This is a genomic window from Fundicoccus sp. Sow4_F4 (assembly GCF_052116145.1).
In the GTDB taxonomy this organism is placed as follows: domain Bacteria; phylum Bacillota; class Bacilli; order Lactobacillales; family Aerococcaceae; genus Fundicoccus.
Genome location: NZ_JBQKLQ010000004.1, coordinates 60123 through 76945 on the forward strand (window position 1 = coordinate 60123; position 16823 = coordinate 76945).

The window sequence follows — 16823 nt, forward strand, 5'->3', positions numbered from 1 at the left end:
ACCTACACAAGATTGTTATAAGCGCATTGTGTAGGCAATAAGTTGTGGTGAAAATTTATACTAATAATTCAAGCTTTAAAGTTATAAATCGGCGTTAATCGTTCGACAACGTCGATGGTTTGATGGAGGTTTTCCATAATCTGAGACAGGGGTTTGTAGGCATCTGGTGCTTCATCAATCGTCTTTTGGTTGACTGATGTACTATAAATACCTTCCATTTGTTGTTTAAATACTTTAAGGGGAATGCTGTGCTTGGCGGTCGTTCGTGACATCAGGCGTCCGGCGCCGTGCGGGGCACTATGATTCCAGTCTGCATTTCCCAGACCCCGGCCAAGAATGGCTCCGTCACGCATATTGATAGGAATAATGACTAATTGACCATCTCTTGCATCGGTCGCACCTTTACGAAGAATGCCGTCTTCGCCGATATAATTATGAACAGAATCAACGATCGAATCGAGTTGCCAGCCCATATGGCGAGCAATTCGTTCTAACATAGTTGAGCGGTTTAGTTTTGCATAGTGTTGAGCTATTCTCATATCATGCAAGTAATCAGCCAAGAGGTCGCCTTCTAAGTAGGCCAAGTCTTTATGTTGTACTAAGTGACCCGTTGTTTCCTCAGCAATTCGTTGATGATGGTTGGCTACTTGGAAGCCTAACCCTCTTGAACCTGAATGGACCATCAAGCCATAGCCCTCTGCCATACGGCTGACTTCAATAAAGTGATTGCCACCCCCAAGCGAGCCAACGGATTGCCGGATGCGATTCGCATTTTTCGGTTGAAAGGTTAATTCATTTAAGTCGATGTCAGTTTTGACAGGTTGGCGATTGACACCTGAACCATGAGGCACATGGCGTTTGATGACTTCGTCTAGCCGTTTGAGTTCTTGTTTAGTTAATGTCTGACGCGTTTTGATTTGTGCTAAGTGAATACCACAACCGATATCAACTCCGACCAGATTCGGGCATATTTGTCCATTGGTGATGGTCATCGTGGTGCCAATGACTGCTCCTTTTCCGGCGTGTGTATCCGGCATGATGACTACTTGTTCACCTTCGGTAAAAGATTCGTTCAGAAAACCTCGGATTTGTTCACGGGTTTCAGTTTCAAGTGTATCGGTCATCACTCGTGCAGTATTATATTTACCTTCAATTTTCATGTCCTTACTCCTTTTCCAGAATTTGTCCAGCTATCTCTTATTCATTATAGCTTAAAAAGAAAAAGCATGAAGCGTTGACAGTAGCTTTACCAGTCCGACAATGATTTGGGGAACTGACAACATGTTGTAATAATCTGGAGCATAGAAAACAGCTAGGCAAATGGGAGATGGCATTTGTTCTTTTGGTGGGATTGGCGTATGCTAGTGACATAAATGAATGCGAGCATTGTTAACATCAATTGGAGGGATTTAAATGACTAAGAAAGTTGTCGTTATTACAGGAGCAGGAACAGGTTTAGGTGCGTCGTTAGTGAAACGATTTGCGGCATTGGATTATCATATTTGTTTGATTGGTCGCCGTATAGAAACATTAAAAGAAGTGATTACCAAGTATGAATTAGCCAATCATTCGACTTATTCCTTGGATGTTTCCAAGCGTGGTCAAGTGTCAGAAGTGTTTAGTGAGATCTTAGAAGAACATGGACAAATCGATCTCTTAGTCAATAATGCTGGTGTGGGTTATTTTGACAAAGCGGAACTTATTACAGCCGATCAGATTGATCAAATGATTGATATTAACTTAAAGGGAACGATTTATTGTACGCAAGAAGTGATTCCATCGATGCGTGAACGTAATAGTGGAACGATTATCAATGTGATTTCCACGGCAGGTTTAGAAGGTAAGGATACTGAGGCAGTTTACTGTGCGAGTAAGTTTGGAGTCAGAGGATTTACCGAAAGTTTATTGGTTGAACTGGCTGATACAACCATCCGTGTATTAGGGGCTTATATGGGCGGGATGAAGACTGATTTTTGGGACGGCATTTATGAGCGCGATTCGATTGGGAAGTTGATGGATCCAGAAGACGTGGCAGATATTATTATGGCGAATGCGATGATGCGTACTAATTTAAATGTTGATCAAGTTGTAATTAAAAACCGAATTGTCGATTAAAAAGATTAGATAAGAGGTTTCATCGGTCTGTTTTTTTGGATAAAGTAATGGAATAAAGTTGAGAGCTGAAGGTTTCGATAAACAAAAGAATATTAAAGAGCTTAGTTAAACAAGAAATTCAGTTTAACTAAGCTCTTTATTTGTTTGAATACACTTCACAATTATTTGATTTTATCAGTTCTTGTGACTGCTAAGGCATCGCGTAACATATCAAAAGAGGCTTGGTTTTCTATTTCATCTTTATACATGATCGCTGTATTTATAATATCCATTACTGTTAAATATAGGATTCTGGAAGACAAACTTTCTGATCTAAATTTAGATTCTTCTGATATAACTATCAAACTTTCATCCGCATAGCTAACTAATTCACTACCTGGATTCCCGGTTAATGTGATTAATGTTGCTTCGCTTTTGTTAATTTGTTTAGCTATATTTATAGCTTCAATTGAGTAACCAGAATGGGAGAATAAAAAGACGGCGTCATTCTTTTTTAGCTTAGCACTATAGCCTAGTTGCAAGTGATAATCAATAATATAATCGCAATTATATTTTGACCTCATAAATTTATGAAAGGAATCATATGCAACAATCGAGGAACCACCTAAACCATAAAAGTGTATATTCTCTATATCAGATAGTAAATTAATTACATTTTCTAATTTCTCACGGTCCAGAGTTTCTTTTAACGTATCAAGAGAGTTCTTATTGAAGTTTATAATTTTATCAGCAATTTGACTAGCGCTATCTTGGCTAGTTATATCAGAATAAATGTTTATGGAATTCTCTGATTCTTTTTTATCATCAGATATAATGTTAGTGGCTAAAGTTATTTTGAAGTCTTGAAAACCTTCAAAACCAAGCTTCTTAACAAAGTTAAAGATGGTTGTTTGTGATATGTCAGTCTCGGTTGATAGATTAGCAATGGTTTTATTTACAAGTTCTTCGTTTAATTCTAGGAAATAATCCGCAAGTTTCTTATCAGTTTTACTAAAAAGATGAAGGTTATTTCGTATTAATAGTTTTAAAAATCCTTTTTTCATAATATCCACCCCACTTTCTATTATACACGTTTTATTTAAAAAGTAATTAAAAAAAATTTATTTATAAAAATTATAAATGAAATTTGATTAATTTAGATGTGAATGATAATCTCATATGCATATTAGTGACGATGAAAAGGTGATGAATAAAATGAAACTTGATAAAGTAAAAAACGTTATATTTGATTTAGATGGAACTTTAATAGATTCAGATGTTATTTATGAAAAAGGCTGGCGTAAGGCATTTGATAAATATGGCATTGATATAAGTAATCAAATTATAGAAGGCTGGGGAGGGTTAAGCGTAAATGCCTCAACAAAGCAAATTGCAGAAATAGTTGGAGATTATAAATTTGCATTAGAACTTAGAGAAATACGAGAAGAATATTTCTATGAGCAGTTAATGAAAGGGAACTTAAAAACGATGCCTTTTGCACTAGAGTTGCTTGAATTTTTAAATAAAGAAAAAATCACGATAAATTTAGCTACATCTACACATCGGGAAAAAGGATTAATGATTTTAAAGAAACTTGAGTTGAGTCACTACTTTACTAATTTGTTGTTTGGTGATCAAGTTGAAAAAACTAAACCTAATCCTGAAATATATCTTAGGACTTTAGATGAACTAGATTCAAATAATAACGAAACTGTAGTTATTGAAGATAGTGTTACAGGGATGTCGGCAGCTGTTGAAGCTGAATTGCCTGTATTTTTGGTGCCTTATAGACCAATGAAAGCAGATGGTCTTTTGATAAAAAAACATGTGACAATAAAAAATAATTTGAGCGAAGTTTTAAATGAAGTTAGGGTTATTAACAACATTAATCCGAAAATGAATAAATACTAGAAAGTTATTATCAAAAAAACACTCTGAAATATCTGAAGTTTAATCAGTATATTTCAGAGTGTTTGGTTATTTTTGATAGCAATGTGTAATTATTAATTAAAATGTGTGATTATTCAGAGATGAATCAATTCTTATTACTTTTGACCATAATAAGCATTTGCACCATGTTTACGATAGTAATGTTTATCTAAAATGTACTGAGGTAATTCATTGTCTTTTTTAGTCAATTCAGTGTTTCGAGCCATTAAACATACTTGATCTAAAACTAAGCTGTTCTCAATTGCTTTAGCAACCGTAGGTCCCCAAGTAAACGGACCATGTCCATTCACTAACACACCAGGTACTGCGTTTTCATCAATTTCGCGTTCTCGAAACGTTTCAACAATAACTTTACCAGTATTTAGCTCGTATGCTTCTTCGACTTCTTTTTTAGTTAGTTGTCTAGTGTTAGGAACTGGACCAAAAAATGTATCGGCATGGGTCGTACCATAGACAGGTAAATCTATACCTGACTGGGCCCAAGAAACAGCGTTATTACTATGAGTATGAACCACAGACACAATATCCTTGAACTCATTATATAATTTAATGTGTGTCGCTAAATCAGAAGAAGGTTTTAAGCTATTCTCCTCAACAAGATTTCCGTTTAAATCGGTTACAACCATATCTTCAGCTTTCATTACATCGTAATCTACACCGCTAGGTTTGATAACAACAACCCCTAAATCACGATTTATTTCACTGACATTTCCCCAAGTTAATGTAACTAATCCCCATTTTGGTAATTGAAGATTCCCTTTAAATACACGGTCCTTCATTTCTTTGATAATTGTATTATTAAATGTCATAACCTGCCTCCTTAAAAATTGGATAAATAAACTCTTGTGCTTCCTTAATTGCAGATTTAGGATTATCTTCGGTTTCGCTCCACATTTCAATCATAAAGGCTCCTTGATAGCCTAGACGTTTCAATGTTTTAAATGCTGACAGAAAATCAACATTTCCCTTACCCCATGGGACCTCTTTAAATTTACCGGGAAAATCTGCACTAACATTGATAGTATCTTTAACATGAACAGCAACGATATTCTCTAGTCCACTCTCCAATTCATATCCTAAGTTATTTTCAGGCCAAGCAGAAATATTACCAATATCCGGATAGGCTTGTAACCATGGGGATGGAATCTGTTCTTTAATTTTTTTAAATTTTGTTAACGAATTAATGAATGGGTCGTCCATAATTTCTATTGATAGCATGACTTGTTTAGCAGCGGCCATATTTGTAGCTTTGATGAGATTTTCGATGAAGAACTCTCTTGATAAGTCAGTTTTATCTTCATAATAAACATCGTATCCCGCTAATTGGATATTACGGATACCAAGATCGGATGCTAAATTGATGGCCTTATCCATAATCTCTAGTGCTTTAGATCTTATTTTTGGATCGCTTGATCCAAATGGAAAACGTCTATGTGCACTTAAACAAATTGAAAATATTTTTACGTCAGTTTCGATAATAGCTTTATAAACATCATTTTTTTCTTCAGATGACCAATCTAATCTAGAGATTCTTTCATCTGTTTCATCAATAGACATCTCTACAAAATCAAAACCAAGCTCCTTTGCGAGTGATAATCTTTCAAACCAGCTAATATTTTTTGGTAGTGCTTTTTCATAAATACCGATAGTTGTCAATGTTTTTCCCCCTAAGTTTCATTTTAAATAATGCGTTATCATAACTATAAGTAGTTAATATAATTATAAGTTTGGTAACAAGTAAGCGTTTTAAATAAAAATGATTAAAAAGACACCTCCTAACATTTATTTTTATTATAGCATTGACAAGGTAAAATTCAATGCTATAATAAAAATTAGTTAATAAAGAATTTAAGAAAAAAACTTTTTTTAATTCTTTGTCGGGAGTTATTCAAAGTGGTAGGAGAGGTAGGAGAGGTAGGAGAGGTAGAAGATATTTTTTTTAATGTTAATGTAAGGGGTATCATTTTGAGGTTTCGTGTTTAGTTTAATATAAAAAAAATAGGAGTGTGTAACATGACAATATTTCAAGCACTTGCAATTGCAGTATGGGTATCACTAGTCCAAGGTCGTTTATGGGGAGGTGCAGTTACACTGCACTGGAGATTCTCACCATTAATGACGAGTTTGATTTGCGGGATTGTATTAGGCGATATACCAACTGCTGTTATCACTGGAGCGACGATTCAATTAATTACTATGGGGCAAGTGGCACCAGGTGGACAAATGCCAACTGAACCAAACATTGCTGCTTCGATTGCAGTACCTTTAACAATTATGAGTGGATTATCACCTGAAGCGGCAGTAGCCGTTGCAATTCCGGTAGGGATCCTAGGAGGGTATTTATACCAATTGAAACAATTTGGAAATTCATTCCCATTAAGATATCTAGAAAAAGTTTCAAACAGCGGAAATGAGAAACAACTTACTTTTGCTACGTTTATAGTTCCACAAATCGTTTCATTACTTGTTCATGCACCAATCATTTTTATTGCACTTTACTTTGGCGCTGATATTGTAGCGGGATATGTTCAAGGGTTAGAAGGTGGGACATTCTTCCACGTATTAGAAACAGTTGGTGGAGCGTTGGGTGCTGTAGGTATTGCTTTATTATTACGAATCATCGGTAAAAAAGAATATCTTTGGTTCTTCTTTATCGCTTACTTCTTAAGATTTATGCTTGCACCATTAGGGGTTTCGACAGTTACATGGGCAATTATCGGTGTATTAATTGCAGGAGTTTACTCATTGGTCATTACTGAAGCAAAGAAAGCATAATTTAATTATTTACGAGGAGGAATCAAGATGGGAATTTCAACTGAAAATAAAGATCAAAAATTGTTAACAAATAAAGATTTAACAAAAATGTTTACTAGATGGTGGTTATCGCATGAAACGATGAGAACATATGAGCGTGGAATCGGGCCAGCTTACTTCTATGGAATGTATCCTTCCTTAAAGAAAATTTACGGGGATAATGATGAACAATTTTTAGAGGCTAAGAAGAGAGCGTTAAACTTCTTTAATGGTCAGTTTTCATGGTGTGCATCGATATTAGGTATATCAGCATCTTTAGAAGAAGAACGAAAAAGAGAGTTAGATGCCGGCGGCGAGGTCACTATTACAGGCGATGTTATTGAAAATACTAAAGTGGCTTTGTTTGGCCCTCTAGCAGGTATTGGTGATTCAATTACAAATGGAACGTTACATTACATTTTTATCTCTTTGTTTTTACCGTTAGCACTATCCGGAAATTGGCTAGGTGCGGTATTACCAGGAATAATCTTTATTGCTTACACTTATGCTGAAGGGTTGTTCTTTACCAGAATGGGATATAACCTAGGACGTCAAGCAGCAGCTGAATTACTTGGTGGCGGTATGATGAGCACCTACGTTAATGCATTGTCATTATTAGGGGTGTTTATGACAGGGATTATCGGGTCGTCGTTTGTTAAATTAAGCTCATCTTGGGTAGTGGCAATTGAAGGGAACTCTTGGTCTATTCAAGAAATTTTAGATGGTATGATTCCAGGTTTGCTGCCTTTAGCAATAATCATGGGTGTATATTTTTACTTTGAGAAAAAAGGATTGAAACCATTACAAGCAATTGGCTGGGTTACAGTTATTGTTGGTGGTTTAGCATGGATTGGCGTTTTATAGAACGCAGTTTAAATAAAAAGGATAGGAAGTGGAATTATGGTACAAGCTAAATTCGCAAGAGTAGATGGAAGATTAATTCATGGGCAAGTTGCAACAGGTTGGTCAAACAGTGTAGGTATCAATAATATTTATATCGTTGATAACCCGACTGCAAATGATGATTTCATGAAAATGATTTATACAAACTTGCAAAATACATATTCATTTGGAATAAAAATTTATACTGTTGATGAAGTTGTCAAAGAATGGAATGATAACCAATTTGGATCAGACAAAGTAATGCTGTTATTCAAAGATGTGAATCATGCATACGAAACACGTAATGCAGGTGTTCCTTTTGATTTACTAAATTTAGGCGGATCACCAAAAACTCCTGATAACAAATTTGTTGCTGATTCAGTAGCTTTGACAGAAGATGAATTTAATAAATTAAATTCTTTAGCTAGTGAGCATAACATGGATATATTCTTCCAGACAATGCCTAGCGCAAGTAAGAAGAAATTAAATGAGGTGAAATATTAATGTCACAAAATAAAATTGCTGTAATTAATTCGAGGAGTTTTGGAAGGTATTTCCCAGAGCAAATTGAAAGACTTGAGGCGGTTGGTGGCGTTGATTTTTATCGAGATATTGATCCTAATATTGAACCTCTAGAACTAGCTAATTTACTAAAACAATATGAATATCTAATACCAAGTGTAACGCCTAAATTTCCTAGAGAATTTTTCGAGAACTCACCAAATTTAAAGATGATTAGTCGACATGGCTTAGGTTTTAACAATATTGATATCGATGCCGCTACTGAACACGGTGTTTATGTAACGAAAATCGTAGGAGACTATGAACGAGACACGGTAGCAGAATTGTCAGTAGCGTTCATTATGTCTTTAATCAGACATGTGGTACCAGCTGATCGTGCTTTGAAGACAGATAATTGGAGTAAAAAAGCGGATTTCTATGGAACTGAACTGCATGCGCAGACGTTAGGGATTATTGGATTAGGAAATATTGGCAGTAGAGTATCTGAGATAATTCACAATGGCTTTGGAACAAGAGTTATTGCGTATGATCCTAATGTATCAGCAGAAAAGATGAAAGAGCACGGAGCAATTAAGGTTGAACTAGAAGAATTGTTAACGACCTCAGATGTTATATCTTTAAATGCGGCCATTACAGAATCATCATATAATATTTTAGGAAAAGAAGAGTTTTCTAAAATGAAAGATGGTGTCATGATTGCTAATACGGCCAGAGGAGAATTGGTTGTAGAAAATGAACTAGCAGACGCACTTAGAAGCGGGAAAGTTAGGTCTTATGCTACAGATGTATTTGCAACTGAACCAATAACTGCAGATAATCCTCTCAAAGATTTCGAATATAACATTCTAACACCACATATCGGTGCGTATACAGACTTAAGCCTTAAAGCAATGGGAGATAAGTGTGTTGAAGATGTTGAATTAGTTGTTTCTGGTAAAGAACCAATTGAGATTATTAACAAGGGGGTAGTTCCAAAGTGATTGGGATTCAAGTTATTTCACATGGGAAATTAAGTGCAGGACTAATTGATTCTGCTGATATGATTATTGGTGATACAGAAAATGTGGTTTCTAATGAATTGAAACGTGGACAAGGTATAGAAGAATTTCGTGAAGAAGTTAAGGCAACTACAGAAAGCATTATGTCAGATAAAGGTGTATTGATTTTCGTGGATATGTTCGGTGCATCACCTTATAATACCTCTTTAATAAATTCAAGAGATATTGACTCTGAAAAATATAAAGTGATTTCAGGAATGAACCTACCTTTATTAATAGAAGCAATAGCTAACAGAGGGATGATGGATTTAGACCAACTTTATAAGCACATATTAGACTCTGCGAGTCAAAGTGTTTCTGGCTGGGAAAAATAAAGATGTTAGAAAGAGGTCAACTTTAAAATGAAACTAAACGTAATTGGAATTGGAAAAATGGGTTATCCATTAGTTCAAAACATGTTGGACAACGGACATGAGGTTTCGGTCTTTGATGTTAGTGAAGAAAATGTTACGAAAATTAGCCAAGAATTAAATATAAAAGCAACAACAGATTTTGATGCTTTTATGAACGATGCGTTAAGAGATGAAGAATATCGTGTGTTCTGGTTGATGTTACCTCCGGGAAATATAACAAATGCAACTGTAAAACGTTTGGCTGAAAAAGCGGAAGAGAACGATGTTGTTATTGAAGGAGGAAACTCAAATCATCATGATAGTATGCGAAATGGGGACTTATTAAAAGAAAAAGGCGCATACTTCATGGATGTTGGAACATCTGGAGGTATTGCGGGAGCAAGAAATGGTGCCAGTTTAATGATCGGCGGAGAGAGAAAAGTTTACGAATCTCTTGAGCCACTATTTGCTTCAATTTCTGAAGAAAACGGCTATGTTTACACTGGAAAAGTAGGAAGTGGACATTTCTTAAAGTTAGTTCATAATGCAATTTATTACGGAATTCAGCAAGCATATGGAGAAGGTTTAGAAATATTAGAGAAATCTGAATTTGATTACGACTTGGCTGAAGTGACTGCCGCATTAAATAGTTCATCGGTTATTAGAAGCTGGGTGCTTGGGATAATTGCAGATGCATTTGCTAATGATAATCATTTAGATAACTATAGTGGTCATATTAAGGGCTCTAAGTCTACAAATTGGGTTATTACTGAAGCTATGGATATGGATGTGCCGGTACCTGCAATCTTCTCTGCATTAGCAATGCGTCATCGTGGTGTACAAGATGATCAATCATTTAGTGGGAAAGTCGTTTCTGCAATTAGAGCAGGAGTGGGCGGTTACTCACCAAAATCATAAATATAATTAGGGGGAAAAAATAATGTCATTACCAAAATTACAAATTGCTTGTGATCATAATGATTTACCAAGCGCATTATCGGATATTAAAGCTGTAGGAGATATTGTAGATATCTTAGAAGTTGGAACTGTATTGTTACTTCAAGCAGGAGATGAAGCAGTTAAATGTTTTAGAGCGTTATATCCCGATAAAGAAATTGTAGCTGATCCAAAATGTGCGGATGCTGGTGGAACCGTAGCTCAAAACTTAAAAAATGCAGGTGCAGATTATATGACTTGTATTTGTTCTGCAGCAGTTGCAACAATGGAAGCTGCGGCAAAAGAAATTGATCAAGTTCAAGTAGAACTTTATGGTGATTGGACGTATGAGCAAGCACAAGAATGGTTAGATGCAGGAATCGACCAAGCGATTTATCACCAAAGTCGAGATGCATTATTAGCAGGTGGAAGTTGGGGCGAAAAAGATTTAAATAAAGTTAAAAAACTGATTGAGATGGGCTTTAAGGTATCCGTAACAGGCGGTTTAGATGTTGAGACCTTAGAATTATTCAAGGGCGTAGATGTCTATACGTTCATCACTGGACGAGGAATTACACAAGCTCCAGACCCTGTGAAAGCAGCTAATGACTTTAAGAATAAGATTGAAGAATTATGGGGTTAAATAAATAATTATAGAAGCAAAAGACAGTGTTCATATGGATACTGTCTTTTGCGTTTAGCATCTAATGAACTTCAAACATGAGCTATGTTAGTTAAAAGTAAGAGCATACGTAATCCATTAAATGTCGATCAGGTCGAGATTTAAAACCGAATAGTCGATTAAGCTATTCGGTTGACTTGTTTGGATTGAATTCGGTGAATTACTAAAAACGAAGTTTACCAAGAAAAATAATTAAAAATTTTAAAAGTTACTAGAAACAGCGGTGAAGCATGTTATGATGCATAAAACCGCTGTTTCTTTTTGTTTTCAAATAGTGTAAACAGCATAATTTAGATATATCTATTAGTTTATTTAATCATTATTTCTTTATGCCTTCTTTTTAGACTTAGACCAGTAGAATTTTACTTCCGGTAAAAATAACTGACTTAACGCTATGCAAGTGGCTTAGTATACTCTAGTTAATAAATATAAGAGAGGGGACATAGCATGGAAAGTTGGCTAGGACTCGAAGGAAAAGTAGCAGTGGTCACTGGGGGATCATCTGGAATTGGACGTAGTGTGGTAGAAGGATTATTAGAAGTAGGGGTTAAAGTAGTAAACTTTGACATTTCTGAAAGCGACATAGCTCACGACAATTATTTATTTGTTAATGTAGACGTCACATCGAGAGAATCTGTAGAAAACGGTGTAGCAAAAGCGGTTGAAACGTTTGGCACAATCGACGGTGTTGTCAATAACGCAGGCATTAATATCCCAGCTCTACTAGTAGACACAAAAGAAAGTCACAGCAAGTACGAATTGAATGATTTGATTTTCGACAAGATGATTGCGATCAATCAAAAAGGCTTATATCTAGTTGCGCAAGCAGTTGGACGTGTATTAGCTGAAAACAAACGTGGTGTCATTATCAACATGGGCTCAGAATCTGGTTTAGAAGGATCTGAAGGACAAAGTTGTTATGCTGCAACAAAAGCTGCAACCTATAGTTTCACACGTTCTTGGGCTAAGGAATTAGGTAAGTCAAATGTCCGTGTGGTTGGTTTAGCACCAGGTATCATGGAAGAAACAGGACTAAGAACATTAGCTTACGAAGAAGCCTTAGCATACACTCGTAGCATTACAGTGGAGCAATTAAGAGAAGGTTACAGTAAAACAAGTACCATTCCTCTAGGCCGTAGCGGTAAGTTAAGCGAAGTGGCAGATGCTGTGTGTTATTTATTATCAGAGCGCTCAAGCTATATCACGGGTGTGACGATTAACGTAGCAGGAGGAAAAACCAGAGGATAGGAAGTGTTATATGCGTGGGAATCGTAAATCGTTGGTATGATATTTTGAAATTGTTGCTAGCACATGACCAACTAACGGCGGAAGATTTTAAAAAGAATTTTAGTTTAACGCCACATACTTTAAAGAATAGTATTCATTTATTGAATGAAGAAATGGTTGGCATTGCCCATATCCACCAAGATAAACATATTTATACTTTACAAATTTTCGATTTCCAGGAATTAGATAACATTATGTCTGGGTCATTTAAACGCGAGAGCGATTTTAATTCTTCAACCAAGCGAATTGCTTATCTGTTAAAAAAAACTGATCCTCGAACCTGGTTATCATGTCATTACGGATATTGCGGAAGAACTATCTGTTAGCCGCAATACCGTCAATAGTGACTTGAAGACGGCTCGCTTACAGTTACAAGAATATCAGGTAGAAATTGAGAGTTTAACCAGTAAAGGAATTCGTTTAACGGGTGAAGTCTTTAATAAACGCTTAGTTTATTTCAAGTTAGTTCAGGACTATTTTAATTATCAATTTATTGAAGATGCGTCGATTGATCGACTGTATGAATTGCAGGAACGCTATCAGATTAGTAAAGATACGATGACGATGTTAATTAAAGGCATTGATATCATCGTAGGTTCGATTCGCTCAGGTGACTATTTAGATGAACCGATTGCATATTATTCGAATCATATGGAGCAGACGGATTTATTTCATGAACTGATTCTGTTTGTGGAAACGGAGTTTAATATGACCTTGAGTCATTATGAACAAGATTTCTTAAGTTTCCCACTCAATTTAAATAACATTAATCGCTTGAGCCATCAATTAGAGGCGGGAGAAGCGAGTTATTTACCCGAAATCTTTCATAAGATGTTGGACCGAATCCGACAAGCTTTTATGTTAGACATCAACCGTGAGTTTTTATATTCAGAAATGTCGATTCATTTACTGTATTTAATTAATCGCTCGATTTATCATGTCAAACCAAATGAAATGTTTTTTGGAGAGTTAGAAAGGAAGTATCCTTTCTCATACGAAGTCGCGAAAGTCGCCGCCCAATCCATTTCAAGTGATATTAAGCGTAAAATTTACACGGCTGAAATTGATTACTTAACGCTCTATTTTGAAATGACGTTAAGGCGAACGAAGCAGGAATTAAGTTTGAATGTCGCAATTATTAGTAATACGGGACATGGCACCGCCAATATTATTCGCCGTCAAATCGAACGGATTGTGGGGGATGACACTAATTTTACTCAGTTTTCTGAGGACAATTACCATGAGGCGGATTTAACGCAATTCTTCGTCATCTTTACGACCATTCCATTACAAGAAGTGCCGGAGGCCGTCCCAATTATTCGTATCGCCAATATCTTTAGTGATCAATGGCTGAGTGATCAATTGCAGAAAGTCAAAGCGACCAATACGAAGTTGATTGATTCCATGTTGTTTGACTTGTATCACTTAGATACTCAACAGGACTATCTATGGAATTTGAATGTGATGATTGAAGGTTTGCAGCAAGAGGGCATCGTAGATGAGGCCTTTAAAGACAGGATTATTCAGCGCGAGCAAAATCAAGCCACGACCTTTGATAATGGCATTGCCTTTCCACATGCGATCAATAGCCAAAGTCAACAAATTACCCTCACGATTGGGGTCTGTTCACAAGACTATTTGGTCGAAAACGAACGCGTCAATTTAATTATTCTATTAGCAGTGCCTGAACAACTGACTAAGGAGAATGAAACAAAATTATTCGAATTGTATGACATTATCTTCAGAATGGCCAATGAGAGTAATTTTAAAGAAGATCTTTATGAAATGTTTGAAAAATCTGATTTTATTGAATACATCGAGAAAAGGAGGTTATCGCTATGAGTTTCGTAACGGTGTTTATTATCTTTGCTGTAAGCGCTTATGCGTTTCAAATCTTTTTAGGCTTCCAACAACTTAGACACTTTAATGGAGTCTATCAAGAGCTACGCCGTAAAGGGAAAGTTGCGATTGGTCGACGCCCTGGTAAGATTCGCTCGGGAACGATCGTGATGTTTGCGATTGAAGACGAAGGAAAGATTATTGATGCGCGTTTAATGCAAGGTGTGACGGTTGCTTCAAAATTTAAAGCACTGAACAAGTATGTCGGACAAGATATTCACTATATTGATAAGTATCATCCGCTCGTTCAAAAAGAAAATAAATTAACACAATTTGCGATGGAAAATGCTCGCGAAATCTACTTGAGAGTCGCTGTAGGAGACTATAAAGAAGAGCCGGCGGCATCGCCATTCAAACAGTTGGCATTTAATGTCAATCTATCCAAAAATCTATTAATGAGTAAATTTAAAAGGAGTGTGTAGGTATGGAGTTTGTTGTTAAGTTTGCGGAAGGCTTTATGAATCTATTCCAAACAGGTGCAGATGTTTTTATTAGTTGGATGGGGTCAATTGTTCCTTTAGTTTTAATGTTATTGGTAGCGATGAATGCGCTAATTAGCATGATGGGGGAAGAAAAAGTGACGGCTTTAGCTCGTGTCTCAGCGAGTAACCCTGTGTCACGTTACATGATTTTACCTTTTATCTCTGCGTTTATGTTAGGAAATCCTATGTCAATGACAATGGGAAGATTCTTACCAGAGTATTACAAGCCAAGTTTTATTGCGGCTCAAATGCAATTCTGTCATACAAGTAATGGGGTATTCCCACATATCAACCCAGGTGAATTATTTGTTTGGTTAGGGATTGCTCAAGGTATTTCAGCTTTAGGCTTAAATCAAATGGAATTAGCGATTCGTTACTTACTCGTTGGTTTAGTTATGAACGCGTTTGGTGGCTGGGTCACTGACTTTACGACTGCATTCGTATCGAAACAACAAGGTGTCACATTAAGCAAAACACTTAATAGTGTAACGGACTAGGGGGATAAAACATGTCAGAATTTAAGAGTATTGTTGTTAATAAAGGTAATGGCGGCTTTGGTGGCCCGTTAACGATCACGCCAACAGCAGAAAAGAATAAATTTATTTATGTCACTGGTGGTGGTGAAAAACCTGAAATTGTTGATAAAATTGTTGAATTGACTGGGATGGAAGCTGCTAATGGCTTCAAAACATCGATTCCAGATAGTGAAATTGCCTTAGCAATTATTGACTGTGGTGGGACGTTACGTTGTGGGATTTATCCTAAAAAAGGAATTCCAACTATCAACATTATCCCAACAGGTAAGAGCGGTCCTTTAGCTCAATACATTACAGAAGATATTTATGTATCAAACGTTGGCTTACAACAAATTGCTTTATCAGATGGTCAAGTTGCTCCAGCAGCGGCACCAGTAACTGAAGCTAAAAAACCAACTTACGACACTACGAAGAAAATTACAGAACAACGCGCTGAGCAAAGTTTTGTGGCTCGTATTGGGATGGGTGCTGGTAAAGTCGTAGCAACTTTTAACCAAGCAGCCCGTGAAGCGGTTCAAACAATGTTGAATACCGTCATTCCATTTATGGCCTTCGTATCCCTTTTAATCGGTTTAATTCAAGGATCTGGTGTTGGGACATGGATCGCCAACATCATGGCACCTCTAGCAGGTAACGTCTTTGGTTTAGTAATTATCGGCTTCTTATGTTCATTACCATTCTTATCACCTTTATTAGGACCTGGTGCAGTAATCAGTCAGATTATCGGAACATTAATTGGGGTGGAAATTGGTAATGGAAACATTCCGCCACAACTTGCACTACCCGCTTTATTCGCGATTAACACGCAAAACGGTTGTGACTTTATTCCCGTTGCTTTAGGTTTAGCTGAAGCAGAAACTGAAACGGTTGAAGTCGGTGTACCATCGGTTTTATACTCTCGTTTCTTAAACGGAGTTCCTCGTGTTGTCGTTGCTTGGTTAGCAAGCTTCGGTTTATATAGCTAATACTATTTAGAAGGAGAAAGATATGACTTTATACAAAACAAATATTGTTGAAGTAGGCTCAGATGCAGCAATGTTTAAAGAAGAAAACATGATGATCTTATTCGGGAAAGAAGCGCCAGCTGAATTAGCTGATTATGCTTATATTATTGATGTGACGCCTTTAGCGGCTGCCATTGAAGTAGGCATGACACTAAGTTTCAACTCAAGTGAGTATGCGATCACAGCGGTTGGTAACGTAGTCGATAAAAACCTGACTAATTTAGGTCATATTACCTTGAAATTTGATGGGTCAACGGAAGCTGAACTTCCAGGAACACTTTATTTAGAAGCTAAAGCTTTACCAGAAGCTTCAGCAGGAACGGTTATCACAATTAACTAATGCACTTAATTATCCGAGTATCATCT

At 36.4% G+C, this 16823-nt stretch carries 20 protein-coding genes; 16 read left to right on the forward strand and 4 right to left on the reverse strand.

Going from position 1 to position 16823, the window contains the following annotated elements; translation table 11 throughout:
* Window positions 1-68 precede the first annotated feature (68 nt).
* The gene (locus ACTQ5J_RS07250; RefSeq protein ID WP_441751914.1) at window positions 69-1160 is read right to left on the reverse strand and encodes an RtcB family protein; all 1092 of its coding nucleotides are present in this window, start codon (window positions 1158-1160) and stop codon (window positions 69-71) included.
* Between the two features lie 253 nt (window positions 1161-1413).
* On the opposite strand from ACTQ5J_RS07250, the gene ACTQ5J_RS07255 reads away from it, so the two are divergent.
* Window positions 1414-2115 carry an SDR family oxidoreductase gene (locus ACTQ5J_RS07255; RefSeq protein WP_441751917.1) on the forward strand — a complete coding sequence of 234 codons (702 nt, stop codon included), beginning with the start codon at window positions 1414-1416 and terminating at the stop codon, window positions 2113-2115.
* A gap of 161 nt (window positions 2116-2276) precedes the next feature.
* Here ACTQ5J_RS07255 and ACTQ5J_RS07260 read toward each other — a convergent pair whose 3' ends face one another.
* A complete protein-coding gene (locus ACTQ5J_RS07260; protein ID WP_441751919.1) occupies window positions 2277-3158 on the reverse strand; it encodes a MurR/RpiR family transcriptional regulator in 882 nt (293 codons plus the stop codon).
* A 151-nt stretch (window positions 3159-3309) separates the two neighbouring features.
* Here ACTQ5J_RS07260 and ACTQ5J_RS07265 point away from each other — a divergent pair, with 151 nt between their 5' ends.
* A complete protein-coding gene (locus tag ACTQ5J_RS07265) occupies window positions 3310-4005 on the forward strand; it encodes an HAD family hydrolase (RefSeq protein ID WP_441751921.1) in 696 nt (231 codons plus the stop codon).
* Between the two features lie 134 nt (window positions 4006-4139).
* Here ACTQ5J_RS07265 and araD read toward each other — a convergent pair whose 3' ends face one another.
* Window positions 4140-4853, reverse strand: coding sequence for an L-ribulose-5-phosphate 4-epimerase AraD (gene araD, locus ACTQ5J_RS07270; protein WP_441751923.1), 714 nt, complete (start codon window positions 4851-4853; stop codon window positions 4140-4142).
* Window positions 4843-5700 carry an L-ribulose-5-phosphate 3-epimerase gene (locus ACTQ5J_RS07275; protein WP_441751925.1) on the reverse strand — a complete coding sequence of 286 codons (858 nt, stop codon included), beginning with the start codon at window positions 5698-5700 and terminating at the stop codon, window positions 4843-4845. Before ACTQ5J_RS07275 ends, araD begins: the two co-directional genes overlap by 11 nt.
* Window positions 5701-6057: 357 nt before the next feature.
* Here ACTQ5J_RS07275 and ACTQ5J_RS07280 point away from each other — a divergent pair, with 357 nt between their 5' ends.
* The 14 genes from ACTQ5J_RS07280 (at window position 6058) to ACTQ5J_RS07345 (ending at window position 16797) form a co-directional block, all read left to right on the forward strand.
* A complete protein-coding gene (locus ACTQ5J_RS07280) occupies window positions 6058-6819 on the forward strand; it encodes a PTS mannose/fructose/sorbose/N-acetylgalactosamine transporter subunit IIC (protein ID WP_441751927.1) in 762 nt (253 codons plus the stop codon).
* Window positions 6820-6846: 27 nt separating this feature from the next.
* Window positions 6847-7701: a PTS system mannose/fructose/sorbose family transporter subunit IID gene (locus tag ACTQ5J_RS07285; protein ID WP_441751929.1), complete on the forward strand. Its 855-nt coding sequence runs from the start codon at window positions 6847-6849 to the stop codon at window positions 7699-7701.
* 36 nt (window positions 7702-7737) lie between these two features.
* Window positions 7738-8223, forward strand: a complete 486-nt coding sequence (locus tag ACTQ5J_RS07290) for a PTS system mannose/fructose/N-acetylgalactosamine-transporter subunit IIB (protein WP_441751931.1) — start codon at window positions 7738-7740, stop codon at window positions 8221-8223.
* Window positions 8223-9221, forward strand: coding sequence for a D-isomer specific 2-hydroxyacid dehydrogenase family protein (locus tag ACTQ5J_RS07295; RefSeq protein WP_441751933.1), 999 nt, complete (start codon window positions 8223-8225; stop codon window positions 9219-9221). The genes ACTQ5J_RS07290 and ACTQ5J_RS07295 overlap by 1 nt, the downstream gene beginning before the upstream one ends.
* On the forward strand, window positions 9218-9613 hold the full coding sequence (locus ACTQ5J_RS07300; protein WP_441751935.1) for a PTS sugar transporter subunit IIA: 396 nt from the start codon (window positions 9218-9220) through the stop codon (window positions 9611-9613). Before ACTQ5J_RS07295 ends, ACTQ5J_RS07300 begins: the two co-directional genes overlap by 4 nt.
* Window positions 9614-9640: 27 nt before the next feature.
* Window positions 9641-10549 carry an NADP(+)-dependent, decarboxylating phosphogluconate dehydrogenase gene (locus tag ACTQ5J_RS07305; protein ID WP_441751937.1) on the forward strand — a complete coding sequence of 303 codons (909 nt, stop codon included), beginning with the start codon at window positions 9641-9643 and terminating at the stop codon, window positions 10547-10549.
* A gap of 22 nt (window positions 10550-10571) precedes the next feature.
* Window positions 10572-11210 carry a 3-keto-L-gulonate-6-phosphate decarboxylase UlaD gene (locus ACTQ5J_RS07310; RefSeq protein ID WP_441751939.1) on the forward strand — a complete coding sequence of 213 codons (639 nt, stop codon included), beginning with the start codon at window positions 10572-10574 and terminating at the stop codon, window positions 11208-11210.
* A 486-nt stretch (window positions 11211-11696) separates the two neighbouring features.
* Window positions 11697-12497, forward strand: a complete 801-nt coding sequence (locus ACTQ5J_RS07315) for an SDR family oxidoreductase (protein ID WP_441751941.1) — start codon at window positions 11697-11699, stop codon at window positions 12495-12497.
* 14 nt (window positions 12498-12511) lie between these two features.
* The gene (locus ACTQ5J_RS07320; RefSeq protein WP_441751943.1) at window positions 12512-12862 is read left to right on the forward strand and encodes a hypothetical protein; all 351 of its coding nucleotides are present in this window, start codon (window positions 12512-12514) and stop codon (window positions 12860-12862) included.
* Window positions 12840-14378, forward strand: coding sequence for a BglG family transcription antiterminator (locus ACTQ5J_RS07325; RefSeq protein ID WP_441752276.1), 1539 nt, complete (start codon window positions 12840-12842; stop codon window positions 14376-14378). Before ACTQ5J_RS07320 ends, ACTQ5J_RS07325 begins: the two co-directional genes overlap by 23 nt.
* Window positions 14375-14857: a transcriptional regulator GutM gene (locus tag ACTQ5J_RS07330; RefSeq protein WP_441751945.1), complete on the forward strand. Its 483-nt coding sequence runs from the start codon at window positions 14375-14377 to the stop codon at window positions 14855-14857. Before ACTQ5J_RS07325 ends, ACTQ5J_RS07330 begins: the two co-directional genes overlap by 4 nt.
* 2 nt (window positions 14858-14859) lie before the next feature.
* Window positions 14860-15414 (forward strand): PTS glucitol/sorbitol transporter subunit IIC, encoded by a 555-nt coding sequence (gene srlA / locus ACTQ5J_RS07335; RefSeq protein WP_441751947.1) that lies wholly within the window; start codon window positions 14860-14862, stop codon window positions 15412-15414.
* Between the two features lie 11 nt (window positions 15415-15425).
* On the forward strand, window positions 15426-16418 hold the full coding sequence (gene srlE / locus ACTQ5J_RS07340; protein ID WP_441751949.1) for a PTS glucitol/sorbitol transporter subunit IIB: 993 nt from the start codon (window positions 15426-15428) through the stop codon (window positions 16416-16418).
* Between the two features lie 22 nt (window positions 16419-16440).
* Window positions 16441-16797: a PTS glucitol/sorbitol transporter subunit IIA gene (locus tag ACTQ5J_RS07345; protein ID WP_441751951.1), complete on the forward strand. Its 357-nt coding sequence runs from the start codon at window positions 16441-16443 to the stop codon at window positions 16795-16797.
* Window positions 16798-16823: the final 26 nt, after the last annotated feature.

Excerpts from the sequence above, each read along its gene's own strand:
- ACTQ5J_RS07250 (WP_441751914.1), bottom strand. The coding sequence starts at position 1,160 with ATGAAAATTGAAGGTAAATATAATACTGCACGAGTGATGACCGATACA.
- ACTQ5J_RS07255 (WP_441751917.1), top strand. The coding sequence starts at position 1,414 with ATGACTAAGAAAGTTGTCGTTATTACAGGAGCAGGAACAGGTTTAGGT.
- ACTQ5J_RS07260 (WP_441751919.1), bottom strand. The coding sequence starts at position 3,158 with ATGAAAAAAGGATTTTTAAAACTATTAATACGAAATAACCTTCATCTT.
- ACTQ5J_RS07265 (WP_441751921.1), top strand. The coding sequence starts at position 3,310 with ATGAAACTTGATAAAGTAAAAAACGTTATATTTGATTTAGATGGAACT.
- araD (WP_441751923.1), bottom strand. The coding sequence starts at position 4,853 with ATGACATTTAATAATACAATTATCAAAGAAATGAAGGACCGTGTATTT.
- ACTQ5J_RS07280 (WP_441751927.1), top strand. The coding sequence starts at position 6,058 with ATGACAATATTTCAAGCACTTGCAATTGCAGTATGGGTATCACTAGTC.
- ACTQ5J_RS07285 (WP_441751929.1), top strand. The coding sequence starts at position 6,847 with ATGGGAATTTCAACTGAAAATAAAGATCAAAAATTGTTAACAAATAAA.
- ACTQ5J_RS07290 (WP_441751931.1), top strand. The coding sequence starts at position 7,738 with ATGGTACAAGCTAAATTCGCAAGAGTAGATGGAAGATTAATTCATGGG.
- ACTQ5J_RS07295 (WP_441751933.1), top strand. The coding sequence starts at position 8,223 with ATGTCACAAAATAAAATTGCTGTAATTAATTCGAGGAGTTTTGGAAGG.
- ACTQ5J_RS07305 (WP_441751937.1), top strand. The coding sequence starts at position 9,641 with ATGAAACTAAACGTAATTGGAATTGGAAAAATGGGTTATCCATTAGTT.
- ACTQ5J_RS07310 (WP_441751939.1), top strand. The coding sequence starts at position 10,572 with ATGTCATTACCAAAATTACAAATTGCTTGTGATCATAATGATTTACCA.
- ACTQ5J_RS07315 (WP_441751941.1), top strand. The coding sequence starts at position 11,697 with ATGGAAAGTTGGCTAGGACTCGAAGGAAAAGTAGCAGTGGTCACTGGG.
- ACTQ5J_RS07330 (WP_441751945.1), top strand. The coding sequence starts at position 14,375 with ATGAGTTTCGTAACGGTGTTTATTATCTTTGCTGTAAGCGCTTATGCG.
- srlA (WP_441751947.1), top strand. The coding sequence starts at position 14,860 with ATGGAGTTTGTTGTTAAGTTTGCGGAAGGCTTTATGAATCTATTCCAA.
- srlE (WP_441751949.1), top strand. The coding sequence starts at position 15,426 with ATGTCAGAATTTAAGAGTATTGTTGTTAATAAAGGTAATGGCGGCTTT.
- ACTQ5J_RS07345 (WP_441751951.1), top strand. The coding sequence starts at position 16,441 with ATGACTTTATACAAAACAAATATTGTTGAAGTAGGCTCAGATGCAGCA.